Origin of the sequence: Paraoerskovia marina (genome assembly GCF_900105445.1) — a bacterium.
In the GTDB taxonomy this organism is placed as follows: domain Bacteria; phylum Actinomycetota; class Actinomycetes; order Actinomycetales; family Cellulomonadaceae; genus Paraoerskovia; species Paraoerskovia marina.
Map to the genome: position 1 here is coordinate 1018571 of NZ_LT629776.1, position 14520 is coordinate 1033090.

Consider the following 14520-nt stretch of genomic DNA (forward strand, 5'->3'; position numbering starts at 1 on the left):
CGATGATGATCGGCAAGATTCACCGTGCCACCGTGACGCAGGCCGACCTGCACTACGTCGGCTCGATCACCGTGGACGTCGACCTGCTCGAGGCGGCGGACCTCTACCCGGGCCAGCGCGTCGACGTCGTCGACGTCACCAACGGCTCGCGCCTGACGACCTACGTCATCCCGGGCGAGCGCGGGGCCGGCGAGATCTGCATCAACGGCGCCGCGGCCCACCACGTGCACCCCGGTGACGTCGTGATCCTCATCGCCTACGGGATGATGAGCTCCGCCGACGCGCGGCACTACCTGCCGAACGTCGTGTTCGTCGACGGGGAGAACAAGATCGTCGAGGTCTCCGACGAGCCCGGCCAGGTGCCCGACGGCTACGACCTCGAGCCGTCCGGCGTCCCGATCCACGAGTTCCAGGCGTGACCGACGGCCCCCTGGGTCCGGTGCACCTGGCACGGACCCTCGCGGCCCCCGACCCCGGGTGGACCACCCGCGCCGACGTGATCGTCGTCGGTTCCGGCATCGCCGGCCTCACCGCCGCGCTCGAGCTGCGCACTCGGGTGCCGCGCGTGCTGCTGGTGACCAAGGGTCAGCTGTGGTCCGGATCGACCGTCTGGGCGCAGGGCGGCATCGCCGCGGCCCTCGCGCCGACGGACTCGCCGGCCGCGCACCTGGCCGACACGCTGGCCGCCGGCGGGGGAGTCTGCGACCCGGCCGCCGTCGAGGTGCTGGTCACGGAGGGCCCCGACCGTCTGCGCGAGCTCGTCGCCCGCGGCGCGACGTTCGACCTCGACGACGGCGGCCAGATCGCCCTGACCCGGGAGGGCGGGCACGGCGCCGACCGGATCGCGCACGCCGGTGGCGACGCGACGGGGGCCGAGATCTCCCGCGCTCTCGTCGCGCAGCTGGAGGCCGTGCGCAACGACCCCGGTATCGAGGTGATCGAGAACGCCCTCGTCCTCGACGTCCTGACCACGGACCCGCACGACGACGGGGGTTCCCGGGCCTGCGGCGTCACCCTGCACGTGCGGGGCGAGGGGTCGCGCGACGGCGTCGGGCAGGCGCTCGCGGGGGCCGTCGTGCTCGCCACGGGCGGGATCGGGCAGGTCTTCCGCTCCTCGACCAACCCGCCCCAGGCCACGGCGGACGGCCTCGCGGCCGCACTGCGTGCCGGTGCCGAGCTCGGTGATCTCGAGTTCGTCCAGTTCCACCCGACGGTGCTCTGGCTCGGGTCCGCGGCCCAGGGGCAGCTGCCGCTGATCTCCGAGGCGGTCCGCGGGGAGGGCGCGGTGCTCCTCGACGTCGACGGCGTCCCCTTCATGCAGGGGGTCCACCCGATGGCCGACCTCGCCCCGCGCGACGTCGTCGCCCACGCGATCGTCCGCCGGATGGCCGCCACCGGCACGGACCACGTCCTGCTCGACGCCCGGCACCTGGGCGCGGACTTCCTCCGACGGCGGTTCCCCACCATCACCGCGCGGCTCGCGGACCAGGGCATCGACTGGACCGAGGTTCCCGTCCCCGTGGCCCCGGCGCAGCACTACCACTCGGGCGGCGTCGTCACGGACCTCGACGGCCGGTCGACGATCGACGGCCTCTACGCCGTCGGCGAGGTCGCGTGCACGGGCGTGCACGGAGCCAACCGGCTCGCGTCCAACTCCCTGCTCGAGGGGCTCGTCTTCGCCCACCGTGCCGCGCACGCGATCGCCGACCGGGTCGCGCGCAGTGAGCTCCGGCCCGGCACCCCCGCCCGACGTCCCGGTCCCTCGGCCCTGGTCCCCGCCGCGGCGCGCGCCAAGATCCAGGCGACGGCGGCTGCCGGCCCCGGGGTGATCCGCACCGACGACGGGCTGCGCCGCGCCGCCGCCCGACTCGCCGGCGTGCCGACGGACGCGCACCTGCGGCACGCGGGGACGAGCGTCCTCGCCGAACCCCAGACGGCCGAGTGGGAGACCACCAACCTGCGCCAGATCGCCGCGGCGCTCACGGCCGCGGCCCTCGCCCGGACCGAGAGCCGGGGCGGTCACTACCGTGCCGACCACCCGGACCTCGACCCCGCATGGGCCCGACGGGTCACCGTGGCGCTGGCCGACGACGGGGAACTCGTGGTCACGGCCGGTGCGGAACGGGCGGTCGACGCTACCGTTCTCCCGTGACCTCCCTGCCTGACGCCGTCCCGTCCGCCGTCCCGTCCCTGGTCGACCCGCCGCTCGCACCGGCGTGGATCGCCCGCGCCGTCGAGACCGCGCTCGACGAGGACCTCGGTGCGGCGCCCGGTCGGGACGTCACGACCCAGGCGACGGTCGACCCGTCGGACACCGGGGTGGCCGACCTCGTCGCGCGCGCCGAGGGCGTCGTCGCCGGCCTCGTCGTCGTCACCGAGACGCTCCGCCAGGTCGCGCAGCGCTTCGGCCTGGCCGAACCGGAGGTGACGTTCTCCGCCCGGGACGGGGACGCCGTCGTGCGCGGACAGGTCCTGGCCACCCTGAGCGGCCCGACGCAGGTGCTCCTTACGGCCGAGCGGACGCTGCTCAACCTCGCGAGCCGCGCGTCCGGCGTGGCGACGGCGACCCGTGCGTGGGCCGACGCCCTGGCCGGGACCGGTGCGCAGGTGCTCGACACGCGCAAGACGACGCCCGGGCTCCGCGCGCTGGAGAAGTACGCCGTCCGCGCGGGTGGCGGCACCAACAAGCGCATGGGTCTGCACGACGTCGCGATGGTCAAGGACAACCACGTGGTCGCGGCCGGCTCGGTGCGCGCCGCGATCGAGGCCGTCCGTTCACGCTTCCCGGACGTGCTGATCCAGGTCGAGGCCGACACGGCCGAGCAGGCCGACGAGGCGCTGGACGCCGGTGCCGACTTCCTGCTCCTCGACAACATGCCGACACCCGTCCTGGAGGCGATCGTCGCCGCGGTCCGTGCCCGCGAGGCCACGGTCGGCCGGATCGAGCTCGAGGCCACCGGCAACCTGACGCTCGACCGGGCGCGCGAGGTCGCGCAGACCGGGGTCGACTACCTCTCCGTCGGGGCGCTGACGCACTCGGCGCCGATCCTCGACCTCGCCCTCGACCTGCGGTCCTGATCACACCGGGCCCCGAGTACGTCCGGGCCGACCAGGGACCGGACCACGGTCGGTAGGATTGCCGGGTGACTTCCTCTGACATCCCCGCTGTGCCCGACGCGACCGACGAGACCCCGGAGCAGGTGCGCGTGCGGCGCGACAAGCGCGAGCGCATCCTCGCCGAGGGTGGCGAGGCGTACCCCGTGGGGGTCCCGCGCACGCACACGATCGCGCAGGTCCGGTCCGGGTGGAGCCACCTCGAGACCGGCGAGGAGACCGAGGACGAGGTCGGCGTCGCCGGGCGTGTGGTGTTCCTGCGGAACACCGGCAAGCTCTGCTTCGTCACGCTGCAGGACGGCGAGGGTGCCCGCCTGCAGGTGATGCTGAGCCAGGCCGTGGTCGGGCCGGAGTCGCTCGCGGCCTTCAAGGCGGACGTCGACCTCGGCGACCACCTCTTCGCCCACGGCCGGGTCATCAGCTCGCGGCGCGGGGAGCTCAGCGTCTTCGCGGACGAGTGGAAGATCGCGGCCAAGGCGCTGCGTCCGCTGCCCAACCTCTACGAGCGCGAGGACGGCACCGCCGTCGAGCTCTCCGAGGAGGCGCGTGTCCGTCAGCGGTACGTCGACCTGATCGCCCGTCCGGCGGCCCGCGACATGGTGCGCGTCCGTTCCGGCGTGATGCGCTCGCTGCGCGACAACTTTCACGGGCGCGAGTTCATCGAGGTCGAGACCCCGATGCTGCAGACGATCCACGGCGGTGCGGCGGCGCGGCCCTTCATGACGCACATGAACGCCTACGACATCGACCTGTATCTGCGCATCGCCCCGGAGCTCTTCCTCAAGCGCGCCGTCGTCGGCGGTGTCGAGCGGGTCTTCGAGATCAACCGCAACTTCCGCAACGAGGGTGCGGATTCCACGCATTCGCCGGAGTTTGCGATGGTCGAGGCGTATGAGGCCTATGGTGACTACAACACCATGGCCGAACTGACGAAGAACCTCGTGCAGAAGTCCGCCGAAGATGTGTTCGGGACCACAAAGGTCACGCTTCCCGGTGGTGAGGAATACGACCTCGGTGGTGACTGGGCCGACCTTTCGCTCTACCACTCCCTTTCCGAAGCCTTGGGCGAAGAAATTACGCCCGAGACCTCGGTGGACCACCTCATGCAGAAGATCGACCGTTTCGAGCTCTCGGTCGACCCGAAGTCGGCGAATCACGGAAAGCTGGTCGAAGAGCTCTGGGAGCACCTGGTCGGCGACCACCTCTACGCGCCGACGTTCGTCCGGGACTTCCCGGTCGAGACCTCCCCGCTCACGCGCGCGCACCGCAGCCGCGACGGCGTCGTCGAGAAGTGGGACCTCTACGTCCGCGGCTTCGAGCTCGGCACGGCGTACTCGGAGCTGGTCGACCCTGTCGTGCAGCGCGAGCGCTTCGAGGCGCAGGCGCTGCTTGCCGCCGCGGGCGACGCCGAGGCGATGCGCCTGGACGAGGACTTCCTCACGGCGATGGAGTACGCCATGCCACCGTCGGGCGGCATGGGGATGGGCATCGACCGCCTGCTGATGGCGCTGACCGGCTACGGCGTCCGGGAGACCATCCTCTTCCCGCTCGTCAAGCCGATCGCCTGAGCGCGTAGGATTGCGTCGTGGATTCCCTCTGGCCGGCACTCGCCGCACTCGTCCCGTCGATCGGCGTCGGGCTCCTCTTCTGGTTCGCAATGCGTGCCGTTATTCGCGCGGACCGCAATGAGCGGCTCGCGGTCGCGCGAATGGAAGCAGAAGAGGACGCGCGTGACGCAGCCGTCTCGAAAGATGCGAGCTGAATACCCCTTTCCATATTGACGGGAAAGCCGATCCGTGCGATTCTCGGGTTGAAATTGCACTTCAATCCTGACGTGAGGTAGGCACCCGTGGCCCAGAAGGTCCAAGTCATTTTGATCGACGACATCGATTCCGGTAATGCAGACGAGACCGTCACGTTCGCGCTTGACGGCGTCTCGTACGAGATCGACCTCAGCACGGAGCATGCGGCCGAGCTTCGTGACTCCTTCGCGCAGTGGATCGCCAACGGCCGAAAGGTCGGGGGCCGTACGGCAAAGCAGGGGCGCCGTTCTTCACGTCCTGCTGGACGCTCGTCCAACGCGACGCAGGTCCGTGAGTGGGCTCGCGAGAACGGCCACACGGTCAGCGACCGTGGGCGCATCTCGGCCGAGCTGCAGGAGGCGTACGACGCCGCGCACTGATCGCACCGACCACAGGCCCCGCACCCGTCACGGGTGCGGGGCCTGCGGCGTGCGGGCGCACGAGGGCGGCCCGCCTCGGTAGGGTCGGCAGATGACCTCTGAGACGACCCCGCGCATCCCGTCCGTCCCGTTGTGGGTCGGCACCGTCCCGTTGTGGATCGGCACGTTCCCTGCCGCAGGGCTGGGCACCGAGCCCGACCGGGGCGAGGGTGTCTGGCGTGTCGACGTCGACGCCGCCACGGGTGCGTTCACCGCTCCCGTCCAGGTGGTCACGGCGCCGTCGCCCTCGTTCCTCGCGCTCCACCCCTCCGGGCGGACGCTCTATGCCGCGTCCGAGACCGACACGGGAGTCGCGGTCGTCCTCGCCGTCGACGCCGCGCGGGAGTCGCTCGAGCCCGTCACCTCCGTCCCGACCGGTGGCCCCTCGCCGTGCCACGTCTCGGCGACGCCCGACACGGTCTGGCTGGCCAACTACGGTGGCGGCTCGGTCGCCCGCTTCCCGGTGGACGAGGACGGGCTCCCGCTCGCGACGTCGTCGGTCGACCAGCACGAGGGCAGCGGCCCGGACGCCGACCGGCAGGAGGGCCCACATGCGCACTTCGTGGCCCCGGTCAGGGACGAGGTGTGGTCCGCGGACCTCGGCACGGACCAGCTCGTGCGCTACACGCCCGACGGTGCCGTGATCGGTGCGGTGCAGATGCTCGCCGGGACGGGGCCACGTCACTTCGTCCACGTCCCCGGCGCGGTCCTCGTCGTCGGCGAGCTCGACCCGGCCGTGTTCGTCGTCTCCCTGGGTGACGAGGAGACCGCCGAGCCCACCGTCACGCACACCTACCCTTTGGGGTCGGCCACCTCGGAGCCCCGCCCGTACCCCTCGCACGTCGCACTGTCTCAGGACGGCTCGCGCCTGTACGTCGCGGTGCGCGGCGCCGACACGATCGTGGCCTACGCGGTCGAGACGTCCGGCACCGAGGTCTCGCTGCGTGCGCTCGCCGAGAGCCCGATCGGCGGGGCATGGCCGCGCCACTTCGCCGTCGTCGCCGGGCCGACGGCGGACGACGACGGCGACCTCGTCGTCGTCGCGCAGCAGAACGGCGACGAGCTGACCAGCCTGCGCGTCGACCGCGTCACCGGCCGGGCACGCGTCCTCGGCAGTGTGAGCCTTCCCGCCCCCGGATGCGTACTCGTCGACTCCGTCGAGGGCTGATACTGGTCGCATGGACCTTGCCGCACCCGGGCGCCCCGTGCGCGTCGCGATGATCTGCGTGCACACGTCCCCCCTGGACCGGCCCGGGAGCGGGGACGCGGGCGGTATGAACGTCTACGTGCTCGAGCTCGCCCGCGCGCTGGCTGCGCGCGGGGCCGCCGTCGAGATCTTCACCCGGGCCACCTCGTCGAGCCAGCCGCCGTGCGTCGAGGTCGAGCCCGGCGTCGTCGTGCGCCACGTCCCGGCCGGCCCGTTCGAGGGACTCGACAAGAACGACCTGCCCGGCCAGCTCTGCGCCTTCGCAGCCGGGCTCCTGCGCGCCGAGGCGGGGCGCGAACGCGGGTGGTACGACGTCGTGCACAGCCACTACTGGCTGTCCGGGGAGGTCGGATGGCTCGTCGCGGACCGGTGGGACGTCCCGCTGGTGCACACCATGCACACGATGGCCCGGGTCAAGAACGCCGCCCTCGCTCCCGGCGACGTGCCGGAGCCGGCCGGCCGCATCATCGGCGAGGAGCAGGTGACCGCCGAGGCCGACGCCCTGATCGCCTCGACGGCCGCCGAGGCCGACGACCTCGTGCGGGAGTACGACGCCGACCCGGCCCAGGTGCACGTGGTTCCGCCGGGAGTGGACCTGCAGACATTCGCCCCGGTCGGGCCGGGCCGCGAGGCTGTCCGGGCCCACCTCGGCGCGTGCGGTGCCGAGGTGGACGACGCGGGGCTCGTGGTCTTCGCCGGTCGCGTCCAGGCGCTCAAGGCGCCCGACGTCCTCGTCCGCGCGCTCGGCGTCATGCGGGCGGCGGGGGAGCCGGTCCCCGTCCTCGCCATCCTCGGCGGGGCGTCGGGACGTCCGACGGCGGTGCGAGAGCTCGAGGCGCTGGCCGCGGTCGAGGGGGTGGCCGACCGCGTCGTGGTGCTGCCGCCCGTGGACCGGGCCGAGCTCGCCACGTGGTTCCGTGCGGCCGACATCGTCGCCGTGCCGTCGCACAACGAGTCGTTCGGCCTCGTCGCCGCCGAGGCGTCGGCCTGTGGCACCCCCGTGGTCGCGGCGTCCGTCGGCGGGCTGCGGACGATCGTCGTCGACGACGTCTCCGGTGTCCTCGTCCCCGACCACGAACCCGTCACGTGGGCGGCCGAGATCGGCGCGCTGCTCGGTGACCCCGAGCGGCGGGCCCGTCTCGGGGCCGGAGCCGTGCAGGTCGCCCAGCAGTTCGGGTGGGACCGGACCGCGCAGGGCGTGCTCGACGCCTACTCCGCGGCCCTCGACGCGCGCGCCTCGTTCAAGCTCGTCCGGGGCTGACCCGCCGGTCGAGCGGCACCCCGTCGGTCGAGCCTGTCGAGACCGGGTGTGTCGTCTCGACGGGCTCGACGAGCGCTGCCTCCGCCGGTCGAGCGTCCCCGTCGGTCGAGCCTGTCGAGACCGGGTGTGTCGGGCTACACGGCCTCGAGCACGATCACGGGGATCTCGCGCTCGGTGCGCGTCTGGTACTCGGCGTAGTCGGGCCAGACCGCGACGGCGCGGTCCCACCACAGCGCCTTCTCCTCGCCCGTGACCTCGCGGGCGCGGTAGTCGCGCCGCTCGGCACCGTCCTGGAGTTCGACGAGGTCGTGGGCGCAGATGTTCCGGTACCAGACCGGATGCTTCGGCCCGCCGCCCTGGGAGGCGACGACGGCGTAGCTGCCGTCGTGCTCGACCCGCATCAGCGGCGTCTTGCGGAGTGCTCCCGAGCGGGCACCCAGGGTCCAGAGCACGATGATCGGCACGTCGCGCATCGTGTTGCCCTGTGTCCCGCCGGAAGACTCGAAGAACTCCACCTGGTTGCGGACGAACTCGTCGGGACTGGGGGAGTACGGTGCGTCCAGAGGCATGGCTCCAGTCAACGCTCCCGCGCTGCAGAACGCCAGCCATGCCTGCTCCGGCCGTGTCGAGGCCAAGAGTTGACCCTCGACGGACCGCCAGACGGGACGATCGTGTCATCGCCGTGACCGTAGGGCACGATAGACCCATGACTTACACACTCGTGCTTCTTCGCCACGGCGAGAGCGAATGGAACGCCAAGAACCTCTTCACGGGCTGGGTCGACGTCCCGCTGTCGGAGAAGGGCGTGGAGGAGGCGCGGCGCGGCGGCCAGCTGCTGACCGACGCCGGCGTCACGCCCGACGTGCTGCACACCTCGCTCCTGCGCCGCGCGATCATGACCGCGAACCTCGCGCTGGACGCGGCGGACCGGCACTGGATCCCGGTCAAGCGCAACTGGCGCCTGAACGAGCGCCACTACGGCGCGCTGCAGGGCAAGAACAAGAAGGAGACGCTCGACGAGTACGGCAACGAGCAGTTCATGCTGTGGCGCCGCTCGTACGACACCCCGCCGCCGGAGATCGAGCTGGGCTCGGAGTTCTCCCAGGACCAGGACCCGCGCTACGCGGACGCCCCGGTCGTGCGGACCGAGTGCCTCAAGGACGTCCTCGAGCGCGCACTCCCGTACTGGGAGGGTGAGATCATCCCGGACCTCAAGGCCGGCAAGACGGTGCTCGTCGCCGCGCACGGCAACTCCCTGCGCGCCATCATCAAGCACCTCGACGGCATCTCGGACGAGGACATCGCGGGCCTGAACGTGCCGACGGGCATCCCGCTCCTCTACGAGCTGGACGAGGACTTCACGCCCGTCACGCCGGGCGGGACCTACCTCGACCCCGAGGCGGCCAAGGACGCGATCGCGGCCGTGGCGAACCAGGGTCGCTGACCTCCCAAGCCGTACGACGACGGCGCCGCACCCTCGAAGGGTGCGGCGCCGTCGTCGTCGGTCCGGGCGGACCCGGCGTTCGCTAGTTGTCGTGGTGGCTGTGGGCCGCGCTCTCCAGCTCGCCGGTCACGAGGAACTCGATGCGGCGCGCGATCGACACCGCGTGATCGCCGAACCGCTCGTAGAAGCGGCTCAGGAGCGTCGCGTCAATGGTCTGCTGCGCGTCCTCGGTCCACCCCTCGTCCAGCATCGTGGTGAACGTCTGGCGGTGGAGCTGGTCGAGGATCGCGTCGTCGGCCTTGACCTGCGCGGCGAGCTCGAGGTCGCGGTTCTCGAGGAGGCCCTGGACACGCCGAGCCGCACGCGTGGCGGCCTCGTGCATCTCGCGCAGGGTCGGCTCGAGCACGGGGACGGCCCGGTCGGGGTAGCGGCCTCGGGCGATCTGCGCGATGTGCCGGGCGAGGTCGCCCATCCGCTCCAGCGTCGAGCTCATCCGCAGCGCGGTGACGACGATCCGGAGGTCCGTGGCGACCGGTGCCTGCTGGGCCAGGATGTAGAGGCAGCGCTCGTCGAGCGCGCGCTCGATCGTGTCGATCGCCAGGTCGTCGACGATCACCTCCTGCGCGAGCTGGTGGTCGGCGTCGATCAGGGCGCGGCCGGCGCGGTCGATCGCCTCGGCGACCAGCGCGCTCATCTCCTGCAGGTCGTCTCCGACCTGCTGCAGCTCCGCCTCAAAGATCTCCCGCATGGCTGCCCTCTCCTCGGGCACACTGGGGCCCGTCGTTCGGTGCGCCGAAGGGCGCACACGTGTGGTTCGTGAGTCTTCACCATTCCACGGGCACTCGCACCAGACCAGTCGATAGGGTGAACAACCCTCGACGGCCGCGTGAATAGTCGACGTCCTGGCGGCCTGGGTGCGCCGTTGCCGCTCCCGGCGCACCCCTGCCCCGTACGCTGGCGTCGTGGACGGAGCAATCGACGGGGCGACAGTGCTCGTGGCGGGCGTCATCGGCGTCGTGGTCGGTGTGGTCGCCGCTCTCGCGTTCCGATGGAGCGAGCGTGAGCACCGCCATGCGCCGCCGGAGCAGCCGCCCGAGCTGCAGGACGGGCTGGTCCGCGTGCTCGCGGTGCTGCGCTCTGCGGCGGTCGTCCTCGACACCGACGGCGACGTGCTGCGGGCGAGTCCGCCGGCGTACGCGCTCGGCGTGGTGCGCGACGACGTGATCGCGCACCCGGCCATCCGCGAGCTCATCGACGCGGTCCGGCGGGACGGGGTGATCCGGGACGAGGAGCTCGAGGTCGCCCGCGGGCCGGTCGGGCGCGGGACGGTTCTGCTCCAGGTGCGGGTGGCTGCGATCGGCCCCGACCACCTGCTCGTCCTCGCCGAGGACCGTACCGAGTCCGCACGCGTCGAGGCGATCCGTCGCGACTTCGTCGTCAACGTCTCCCACGAGCTCAAGACCCCTGTCGGGGCGCTGTCCCTGCTGGCCGAGACCGTGCAGGACGCCGCGGACGACCCGGTGGCCGTCCGACGCTTCGCCGGACGCATGCAGTCGGAGGCCACGCGCCTGTCCGCGCTCGTCCACGAGATCATCGAGCTCTCCCGCCTCCAGGTGGCCGGGGCGCTCCAGGAGGTCCGGGTGGTCCCGGTCGGCGACGTCGTCGGCGAGGCGATCGACCGCGCCCGCACCACGGCGGCGGCGAAGGGGATCACGATCACCGCCGGTGGGACGCAGGACGCGACCGTCTACGGCGACCACAACCTGCTCGTGACCGCGCTGCGCAACCTCGTCGACAACGCCGTCTCGTACTCGCCCGGCGGGACGCGGGTGGGGGTCGGCGTGAGCATCGCGGAGGGGGCAGGCCTGGTGGAGATCGCGGTCGTCGACCAGGGCATCGGGATCGCCCCGGACGCCCAGGACCGGGTGTTCGAGCGCTTCTACCGGGTGGACCCCGCGCGGTCGCGCGACACCGGGGGCACGGGCCTCGGGCTGAGCATCGTCAAGCACATCGCGGCCGACCACGGCGGCGAGGTCACCATGTGGTCCGAGCCGGGCCGCGGCTCGACCTTCACGCTGCGGATCCCCGTGGCACGCACGTCCGTCGCGGACAGCGACGGTTCGACCGACAACGAGGAGGTGGATGCGTGACGCGCATCCTGGTAGTTGAGGACGAGGAGTCGTACCGCGACCCGCTGACGTACCAGCTCACCCGGGAGGGGTACGACGTCGTCGCCGCGGCCGACGGGAACGAGGGCCTCGCCGCGTACGACGCGGGCGGGGCGGACATCGTCCTGCTCGACCTGATGCTGCCCGGCCTCAGCGGGATGGAGGTCTGCCGCGAGCTCCGTCAGCGCGGTGACGTCCCCGTCATCATGCTGACGGCCAAGGACTCCGAGATCGACAAGGTGGTCGGCCTCGAGCTCGGCGCCGACGACTACGTCACCAAGCCCTACTCGTTCCGCGAGCTGCTCGCCCGCGTCCGCGCCGTCCTGCGTCGCCGGGGGGCGGGGGACACGCCGGCGGCCGAGGAGTCCGAGAACGAGCTGCTTTCCGTCGGGCGCGTCCAGATGGACGTCGACCGGCACACCGTGACCGTGAACGGCGAGCTCGTCCCGTTCCCCCTGAAGGAGTTCGACCTGCTCGAGTACCTCCTGCGCCACGCCGGCCGGGTGCTGACCCGGGGGCAGCTGATCGACCGCGTCTGGGGGTCGGACTACGTGGGGGACACCAAGACGCTGGACGTGCACGTCAAGCGGGTCCGGGCGAAGATCGAGGAGGATCCTTCCTCACCGTGCTTCCTCCTGACGGTGCGTGGCCTGGGGTACAAGATCTCCGACGACGGTGCGTGATCCCGGACGGTGACGTGCGACGGGGTGGACGACACGGTGGCAAACGGTCCGTGAGCGTTCACCCCGTGTTCACCGCAGAAGTCCATCGCCTTCACCCGGGCTCCTTAACGTCGTCCTCGACACCGGCGATCTCGCCGGTGGCCACGACGTGGACAAGGATGGAACCAGGACGTGAAGCTCAGCCGATTCTCCCGCGCAGGTGCAGCCACTCTGGCCGCTGGCGCGCTCGCCGTCACGCTCACCGCATGTGGATCCGACGACCCCGTGGGTGAGGCGCAGGCCGCCGACGGGGACTCTGCGACCACCGAGACATCCGAACTTTCCGGCCAGCTGAACGGGGCCGGGGCCAGCTCGCAGGAAGCCGCGATGAACGCGTGGCGAGCCGGATTCCAGGGTGAGAACCCCGACGTCACCGTCAACTACGACCCGATCGGGTCCGGTGGTGGACGCACCAACTTCATCGAGGGCGGCACGGCCTTCGCCGGCTCCGACGCCGCGCTCGACGACGAGGAGCTCGTCGACGCACAGGCGCGCTGCCTCGACGGCGAGGTGATCGAGCTGCCGATGTACATCAGCCCCATCGCCGTGATCTTCAACGTCGAGGGCGTCGACCAGCTCAAGCTCGACCCGGCCACGATCGCCGGGATCTTCAACGACGAGATCACCTCGTGGGACGACCCCGCGATCGTCGACCAGAACCCGGACGTCGAGCTGCCGTCCGAGACGATCACGCCGGTCCACCGCTCCGACGAGTCGGGGACCACCGAGAACTTCACCGAGTACCTCGAGGCCGCGGGCGGCGACGCCTGGCCGCACGAGGCCTCCGGTGACTGGCCTACCGAGGGCGGCCAGTCGGCGCAGGGCACCTCCGGTGTCGTGCAGACGGTCCAGGGCGGCTCGGGGACGATCGGCTACGCCGACGCGTCTCAGGCCGGCAGCCTCGGCACGGCCGAGGTCAAGGTCGGCGAGGAGTACGTGCCGTACTCGCCCGAGGCCGCGGCCAAGATCGTGGACGCCTCGGAGCAGGTCGAGGGGCGCGGTCAGTACGACCACGCGCTCGAGCTGGCCCGCGACACGACCGAGTCGGGCGCCTACCCGATCGTCCTCGTCTCCTACCACCTCGCGTGCGCCACGTACGAGGACCAGGAGACGGCCGACCTCGTGAAGGCGTTCCTCGGCTACGTCGCGAGCGAGGAGGGCCAGGAGATCTCGTCCTCGGCCGCCGGATCCGCCCCGATCTCGGACAGCCTGCGCGCCGACGCCACCGAGGCGATCGACGCCATCAGCGCCCAGGGCTGACCCCCGCGCGGCCCCGGGCAGGGGTCGCGACCGCCGCCGGTGGCAGGACTGCAGTCGCGGTCCTCCCACCGGCAGCGGCATGATCAGAGCAGTGCACGACGGACGACCGCCCGACCCCACCGCATGGGAGCACACGTGAGTACCACCGCACCGCCGACCGACAAGGCACGGGGCCGCAAGGCGTCGGGCCACGCCGGTGACCGGGGCATGAACCGGATCTTCCGCCTCGTCTCGACGTGGTCGGGGGCCTTGATCCTCGCCACGCTCGCGGCCGTCGCGATCTTCCTCGTGCTGGAGGCGTGGCCCGCCATCAGCCTCGGGGGCGAGGAGCTGGGCGAGCAGATCAGCTGGTTCCCCGAGGACACGAGCATCATCACGTTCGTCGGGCCCCTGATTTTCGGGACGTTGCTCGCCGCGTTCCTGGCGCTGATTCTCGCGACGCCGCTCGCCGTCGGGGTCGCCCTGTTCATCTCCCACTACGCGCCGCGCCGGCTCGCCCAGGCCCTCGGATACCTCGTGGACCTGCTCGCCGCGATCCCGTCGGTCGTCTACGGGCTCTGGGGCATCCTCGCGTTCGCGCCGATCGTCTACCCCGTCTGGAACGGCATCGCCGAGACGCTCGGCTGGTTCCCGCTGTTCGAGGGCCCGGCCGCGGACCCGCCCCGGGTGATGGCGACCGTCGCCGTCGTGCTGGCGGTGATGATCCTGCCGATCATCACCGCGGTCTGCCGCGAGGTCTTCCTCCAGACGCCCAAGCTGCACGAGGAGGCCGCCCTGGCACTGGGCGCCACGCGCTGGGAGCTCGTCAAGACCGCGGTCCTGCCGTTCGCCCGCTCCGGCATCATCTCCGGCGCGATGCTCGGCCTCGGTCGAGCGCTCGGCGAGACGATGGCCGTCCTGATGATCCTCTCGCCCGGGTTCCTCTACTCGTTCGCGATCTTCCAGGCCGGTCAGCAGCAGACGATCGCCGCCAACATCGCGGCCCAGCAACCAGAGGCACCGCCGCTCGGCGTCAGTGCCCTGATCGCCACGGGTCTTGCCCTCTTCGTGATCACCATGGCCGTGAACATGGCCGCCCGCGCCGTCGTCGCACGGCGCAAGGACTTCTCGGGAGCCAACTGAC

General features: G+C 71.7%; 15 protein-coding genes. 13 read left to right on the plus strand and 2 right to left on the minus strand.

All coding sequences use genetic code 11. The annotated features are described in order from the left end of the window. Positions 1 to 2 precede the first annotated feature (2 nt). The 8 genes from panD (at position 3) to mshA (ending at position 7803) form a co-directional block, all read left to right on the plus strand. Positions 3 to 419: an aspartate 1-decarboxylase gene (gene panD, locus BLU20_RS04595; RefSeq protein ID WP_083372911.1), complete on the plus strand. Its 417-nt coding sequence runs from the start codon at positions 3 to 5 to the stop codon at positions 417 to 419. Beyond that, positions 416 to 2152, plus strand: coding sequence for an L-aspartate oxidase (locus BLU20_RS04600; RefSeq protein ID WP_231959299.1), 1737 nt, complete (start codon positions 416 to 418; stop codon positions 2150 to 2152). The genes panD and BLU20_RS04600 overlap by 4 nt, the downstream gene beginning before the upstream one ends. Further along, positions 2149 to 3078 carry a carboxylating nicotinate-nucleotide diphosphorylase gene (nadC, locus tag BLU20_RS04605; RefSeq protein WP_407946470.1) on the plus strand — a complete coding sequence of 310 codons (930 nt, stop codon included), beginning with the start codon at positions 2149 to 2151 and terminating at the stop codon, positions 3076 to 3078. The genes BLU20_RS04600 and nadC overlap by 4 nt, the downstream gene beginning before the upstream one ends. A 65-nt stretch (positions 3079 to 3143) precedes the next feature. Next, positions 3144 to 4682 carry a lysine--tRNA ligase gene (lysS, locus tag BLU20_RS04610; RefSeq protein WP_083371765.1) on the plus strand — a complete coding sequence of 513 codons (1539 nt, stop codon included), beginning with the start codon at positions 3144 to 3146 and terminating at the stop codon, positions 4680 to 4682. Between the two features lie 17 nt (positions 4683 to 4699). After that, complete coding sequence (locus tag BLU20_RS13905; protein ID WP_172829014.1) at positions 4700 to 4876, plus strand: hypothetical protein; 177 nt, start codon at positions 4700 to 4702, stop codon at positions 4874 to 4876. Positions 4877 to 4963: 87 nt separating this feature from the next. Beyond that, complete coding sequence (locus tag BLU20_RS04615) at positions 4964 to 5296, plus strand: histone-like nucleoid-structuring protein Lsr2 (RefSeq protein WP_029252900.1); 333 nt, start codon at positions 4964 to 4966, stop codon at positions 5294 to 5296. 91 nt (positions 5297 to 5387) lie between these two features. Continuing rightward, on the plus strand, positions 5388 to 6503 hold the full coding sequence (locus BLU20_RS04620) for a lactonase family protein (RefSeq protein WP_083371766.1): 1116 nt from the start codon (positions 5388 to 5390) through the stop codon (positions 6501 to 6503). A gap of 10 nt (positions 6504 to 6513) precedes the next feature. Next, positions 6514 to 7803, plus strand: a complete 1290-nt coding sequence (gene mshA, locus BLU20_RS04625; protein WP_083371767.1) for a D-inositol-3-phosphate glycosyltransferase — start codon at positions 6514 to 6516, stop codon at positions 7801 to 7803. Positions 7804 to 7937: 134 nt separating this feature from the next. Here the strand turns inward: mshA and BLU20_RS04630 are convergent, their stop codons facing one another. Continuing rightward, complete coding sequence (locus BLU20_RS04630; RefSeq protein ID WP_083371768.1) at positions 7938 to 8372, minus strand: nitroreductase family deazaflavin-dependent oxidoreductase; 435 nt, start codon at positions 8370 to 8372, stop codon at positions 7938 to 7940. 137 nt (positions 8373 to 8509) lie between these two features. Here BLU20_RS04630 and BLU20_RS04635 point away from each other — a divergent pair, with 137 nt between their 5' ends. Then, positions 8510 to 9247: a phosphoglyceromutase gene (locus BLU20_RS04635; protein WP_083371769.1), complete on the plus strand. Its 738-nt coding sequence runs from the start codon at positions 8510 to 8512 to the stop codon at positions 9245 to 9247. 82 nt (positions 9248 to 9329) lie between these two features. Here BLU20_RS04635 and phoU read toward each other — a convergent pair whose 3' ends face one another. Next, complete coding sequence (phoU, locus tag BLU20_RS04640) at positions 9330 to 9995, minus strand: phosphate signaling complex protein PhoU (protein WP_029252905.1); 666 nt, start codon at positions 9993 to 9995, stop codon at positions 9330 to 9332. A 214-nt stretch (positions 9996 to 10209) separates the two neighbouring features. Here phoU and BLU20_RS04645 point away from each other — a divergent pair, with 214 nt between their 5' ends. The 4 genes from BLU20_RS04645 to pstC all read left to right on the plus strand — a co-directional run bounded on the left by BLU20_RS04645 (position 10210) and on the right by pstC (position 14519). Beyond that, positions 10210 to 11397 carry a sensor histidine kinase gene (locus BLU20_RS04645; RefSeq protein WP_083371770.1) on the plus strand — a complete coding sequence of 396 codons (1188 nt, stop codon included), beginning with the start codon at positions 10210 to 10212 and terminating at the stop codon, positions 11395 to 11397. After that, positions 11394 to 12098, plus strand: a complete 705-nt coding sequence (locus tag BLU20_RS04650; protein ID WP_083371771.1) for a response regulator transcription factor — start codon at positions 11394 to 11396, stop codon at positions 12096 to 12098. The genes BLU20_RS04645 and BLU20_RS04650 overlap by 4 nt, the downstream gene beginning before the upstream one ends. Positions 12099 to 12269: 171 nt before the next feature. Further along, positions 12270 to 13397, plus strand: a complete 1128-nt coding sequence (pstS, locus tag BLU20_RS04655) for a phosphate ABC transporter substrate-binding protein PstS (RefSeq protein WP_083371772.1) — start codon at positions 12270 to 12272, stop codon at positions 13395 to 13397. Positions 13398 to 13520: 123 nt separating this feature from the next. Further along, the gene (pstC, locus tag BLU20_RS04660) at positions 13521 to 14519 is read left to right on the plus strand and encodes a phosphate ABC transporter permease subunit PstC (protein WP_083371773.1); all 999 of its coding nucleotides are present in this window, start codon (positions 13521 to 13523) and stop codon (positions 14517 to 14519) included. The last annotated feature ends 1 nt before the right edge of the window (position 14520 follow it).